Genomic DNA, 4,110 nt, shown 5'->3' with positions numbered 1-4,110 from the left:
CGGCACGGCCGCCCCGTCATTCTTGGCGCCCGAACGCGTCCGCGGGACCGAGGCCGCCGGCGCCGCCGAGCTGCTCCAATGCCCCGACGTCTCGGTGCTGTTCGACGAACTCGGCGCCGCCGTCGTCGAAGTGCGGCCCGACCAGCGGCACAGACCGGGTTCTTCCCGACCTACCGCAGCGACGAGGACGAGGTCGACCGGCACAGCCGGGCCGAACTCGCCTCCTCGCCGGGCCCGGCCTGGAACGAGCAGAACGCCACCTGGGGTCAGCAGGCGATCCGGGCCAACCTCTCCCATCTGACCGGGCGCGGGATGAAGGTCGCGGTCCTGGACACCGGGGTGGCCACCGGCCACCCGGATCTGGCCGGATGTCTTGAACTGACCGCGTCCTTCGTGCCGGGCGCGAGCGTGGAGGACGGCCACGGCCACGGCCACGGCCACGGCACGCACTGCATCGGCACCGTCGAGCCGCTGCCCGACGTCCCCCTGCACTGCGTCGCGGACTCGTTCAGCGCCCTGATCGCCGGGGAGCCCAAGGACGCCGACTTCCCGCACCCCGTGCTCACCGTGCTCCGCTCCTCCAGCCGCGACGAGGCCATCGGCCGCCCGCGCGAGCAGCTGACCGACATGTTCACCAAGCGGTTCGCCGCCCGCCTGGAGGGTCCGCGTAACGCCAGCCGGGAAAGAGGCGGCTGCGAGAACGCCGGCCAGGAGAACGCCGGCCGCGAGAGCCTCAGCCGAGAAGCTGGCCGCGGCGGCTCAGCAGAAACCGCTTGAAGGCGGCCACCGGCGGCGTGTCCGGGTGGCCGTCCAGCCAGGCCACCCCGATCTCACGGACCGCGCGCGGCGCCGTGACCGTCAGCTCCGCGACGCCCGGGCGGGGCACGGCGGGCGGCGGGAGGAGCGCCACGCCCAGCCCGGCGGCGACGAGGCCGCGGATCGTCTCGGCCTCCTCCCCCTCGAACGCGATCTTCGGCGTGAAGCCCGCCTCCGCGCACAGGGTGTCGGTGATCCGGCGCAGCCCGTAACCCGGTTCGAGGGTGACGAACAGCTCCGTCGCCGCCTCGGCGAGCCGGACCCGGCGGCGGCCGGCCAGCCGGTGGTCGTCCGGCACCACCAGCCGCAGCCGCTGCTCGTCCAGGCGGCGGGCGACCAGGTCGGGGGCGTCGGGGACGGGCGAGGTCAGACAGAGGTCGAGGCCGCCCGCGCGCATCCGCTCGATCATCGCCTCGCCGTAGTTCTGGACGAGCTGGAAGCGGACGCGGGGGTGGTCGACGCGGAAGGCGCGGATCAGGCCGGGTACGGTCTCCGAGCCCAGCGTGTGCAGAAAGCCGAACGCGATGCGGCCCGCCGCCGGGTCCGCGTCGGCCCGTACGGACTCGGCGGCCCGGTCCACCTCGGCCAGCGCCCGTTCCACCGAGCGCAGGAACGTACGCCCCGCCGGGGTGAGCGCCACCGTACGGCCACGGCGGGCGAACAGCGCCACGCCCAGGTCCTCCTCCAGCCGCACCATCGCCCGGCTGAGCGTCGACTGGGGCACCTCCAGCTCCTGGGCCGCCCGGGTGACGTGCTCGTGACGGGCCACCACGGCGAACTGGGCGAGGCGGGGCGTCAGGGCCGCCGCCCAGGACTCGGCCTCGACCTCGACTGTCACCGGAATGTCTTTTTCGTTGCGGATGCGTGGCATAAACGCCCCTGACCTCTACTCATGCTGTGGTGGATCGATTATCGCGATTCCATGCATTGGACGCATCAGTGCCCCGGTCCCTACGGTCGAACCATGCCTCCTGCTGATACCGAGGCGTCCACCCACAGCCGCGTGGACGCCTCCGCACCGCCCGTCTCTTCCGACCCCGAGCGCATGGCACCCGGCCGCCCCGGCTACATCCGGATGAGGCTCGCCCTCTTCACGGCCGGACTCGCCACCTTCGCCCTGCTCTACTCGACCCAGGCGCTGCTCCCCGCGATCTCCGACGATCTGCACGTCCAGGCCGATCAGGCCAGCTGGAGCGTGTCCGCGGCCACCCTGGCGCTGGCACTGATGGTCGTCCCGCTGAGCGCCCTGTCCGAGCGGTTCGGCCGCCGCACGATGATGACCGTCTCGCTGACGATCGCGGTGGCGGTCGCGCTGGTCGTCCCGTACGCCCCCGACCTGGGCTGGCTGATCGCGCTGCGCGCGGTCCAGGGCGCGGCGATCGCCGGAATCCCGGCCTCCGCGATGGCGTATCTCTCCGAGGAAGTCGAACCGCGAGCGCTGGTCGGCGCGATCGGGCTGTTCGTGGCAGGCAACAGCGTCGGCGGCATGAGCGGCCGCCTCATCACCGGCTGGGTCGCCGATGGCTACGGCTGGCGGATGGGCCTCGCGGCGGTCGGCGCCATGGCGCTGGTGTGCGGGATCGCCTTCCGGCTGCTGATCCCCAAGGCCCGGAACTTCTCCCCCGCCACGGTCAGCCCGCGGGCCCTGGCCCGCACCGTGACCCGGCATCTGTCCGACCCGCTGCTGTGCCGGCTGTACGCCATCGGGGCGCTCTTCATGACCGTCTTCGGCGGCGTCTACACGGTGATCGGCTACCGGCTGGTGGGCGAGCCCTTCGGGCTCTCGCAGAGCATGATCGGCTCGATCTTCCTGATCTACCTGGTGGGCACGGTCTCCTCCGCCGCCACCGGCAAGCTGGTCGGCCGACTCGGCCGGCGCGGCGCCCTGTACGTCGCGGTGAGCACCACCACCGCCGGGCTCCTGCTGAGCCTCGCCGACTCGCTGGCGGCCGTCCTGCTCGGCCTGGTCCTGATCACTGCGGGCTTCTTCGCGGGCCACGCCGCCGCCTCCTCAGCGGTCAGCCGCACCGCGAAGACGGGCCGCGCCCAGGCCGCCGCGCTCTACCAGACCGCGTACTACGTCGGCAGCAGCGCGGGCGGCACGCTCGGCGCCATGGCCTTCCACGCGGGCGGCTGGACCGGCACCGTCGCCCTCGGCCTGCTGGCCGTCATCGGCGCCGCGGCCATCACCCTGTACGGGACGCACAAGGCGCGGGCGGAGTCCCGTGCCATGCCCCCCGCCCCGGCCCACGCCTGACGCACCGTCCCGACCCTCAGCCCGAAGGGGCCGCCCCCGCCACTGTCCGGCGGGCGCGGCCCCTTCGCCCGTTCTGCTTGCGGAACCCCGGAATATCCTGGACATCAGCGTTCCCGACGGCCGACCGTCCTTCGGAATTCGAAAGGCGCGGGGCCCGCCCGGGGCCGGACAATGGCGCGCATGGTCGTCTTCCGCTGCCGCCGCTGCCACGGCGATGTCACGGGCCCCGTACGAGAGGTGCCGCTGCCCGATCCGGACAGCGCCCCGGCGCCGTACGAGGACGCCGCAACGGCTGCTGCGGCCTGGACGGCTGCGACGGCCCGAACCGCGTGTGCAGCGCGTGCACGGCCGAAGTGGCCACCGAGCGTTCGGACTGCTGGACCCCGCAGGAGGTCGTGCTCGTCCCGGCCGCGGTGGAGGCCGTCGACACCGGCTGATCAGACGAGCGCGGCCGCTCCTCCTTCCAGCCACACGCGCAGGTGGGAGGGGTGTTCGGCATCCATGTGCACGGTGTTCGTGGCGATGGCGGTGCGGCGGGCGGCGGCCTCCGGTTCACCGGTGTTGGTGTTGACGTCGAAGCGGGGGAAGTTGCTGGAGGAGATGTCGAGCCGGATGCGGTGGCCCGCGGCGAAGCGGTTCGCCGTGTCGGGGGCGGTGATCTCGATCTCGTACACCTCGCCCGGGGTGAGCAACTCCGGCTTCTCGTAGGAGCGGTGGAAGCGGCAGCGGACGATGCCGTCGGTGAGATTCATGGCGAAGCCGTGCGGATAGTCGGCGTTGGGCGGGTGGACGTCGATCAGCTTGATGGTGAAGTCGGTGTCCGGGGCGGTGGTCGAGATGTGAAGCCGTGCCGACACCGGGCCGGCGACCACCACGTCCCGTTCGAGCGGCGGTGTGGTCAGGCTGATCACATCCGGGCGGGAGTCGAGCGGCAGGTACGGTTCACTCGCCCCGTACACCCTGGCGTCCGGGGCGTTCTGGTCGTATGCCCCGCCGGTCATCACCGGCTCGCCCGAGGTGACCTGGCCTCCCATGGT

The 4,110-nt window shown here is 72.7% G+C and carries 4 protein-coding genes; 2 read left to right on the top strand and 2 right to left on the bottom strand.

Translation table 11 applies throughout. From position 1 onward, the window contains the following. The first annotated feature begins 78 nt into the window (after window positions 1-78). The gene (locus GWI24_RS45955) at window positions 79-777 is read left to right on the top strand and encodes a S8 family serine peptidase (RefSeq protein ID WP_247617608.1); all 699 of its coding nucleotides are present in this window, start codon (window positions 79-81) and stop codon (window positions 775-777) included. On the opposite strand, the gene GWI24_RS41450 is transcribed toward GWI24_RS45955, so the two are convergent. Further along, entirely contained in the window at window positions 734-1,687 is a 954-nt protein-coding gene (locus tag GWI24_RS41450; protein WP_247617607.1) for a LysR family transcriptional regulator, read from the bottom strand. The two genes, GWI24_RS45955 and GWI24_RS41450, sit on opposite strands and share 44 nt — an antisense overlap. Window positions 1,688-1,780: 93 nt before the next feature. On the opposite strand from GWI24_RS41450, the gene GWI24_RS41445 reads away from it, so the two are divergent. After that, window positions 1,781-3,073 (top strand): MFS transporter, encoded by a 1,293-nt coding sequence (locus GWI24_RS41445; protein ID WP_210951185.1) that lies wholly within the window; start codon window positions 1,781-1,783, stop codon window positions 3,071-3,073. A gap of 437 nt (window positions 3,074-3,510) precedes the next feature. Here the strand turns inward: GWI24_RS41445 and GWI24_RS41440 are convergent. Further along, on the bottom strand, window positions 3,511-4,110 hold a 600-nt coding region (locus GWI24_RS41440; RefSeq protein WP_210951184.1), incomplete at its 5' end, for a CocE/NonD family hydrolase.

This window comes from Streptomyces sp. MK37H, from assembly GCF_018035285.1.
GTDB lineage: Bacteria > Actinomycetota > Actinomycetes > Streptomycetales > Streptomycetaceae > Streptomyces > Streptomyces endocoffeicus.
This window is presented reverse-complemented; position numbering and strand designations above follow the sequence as displayed.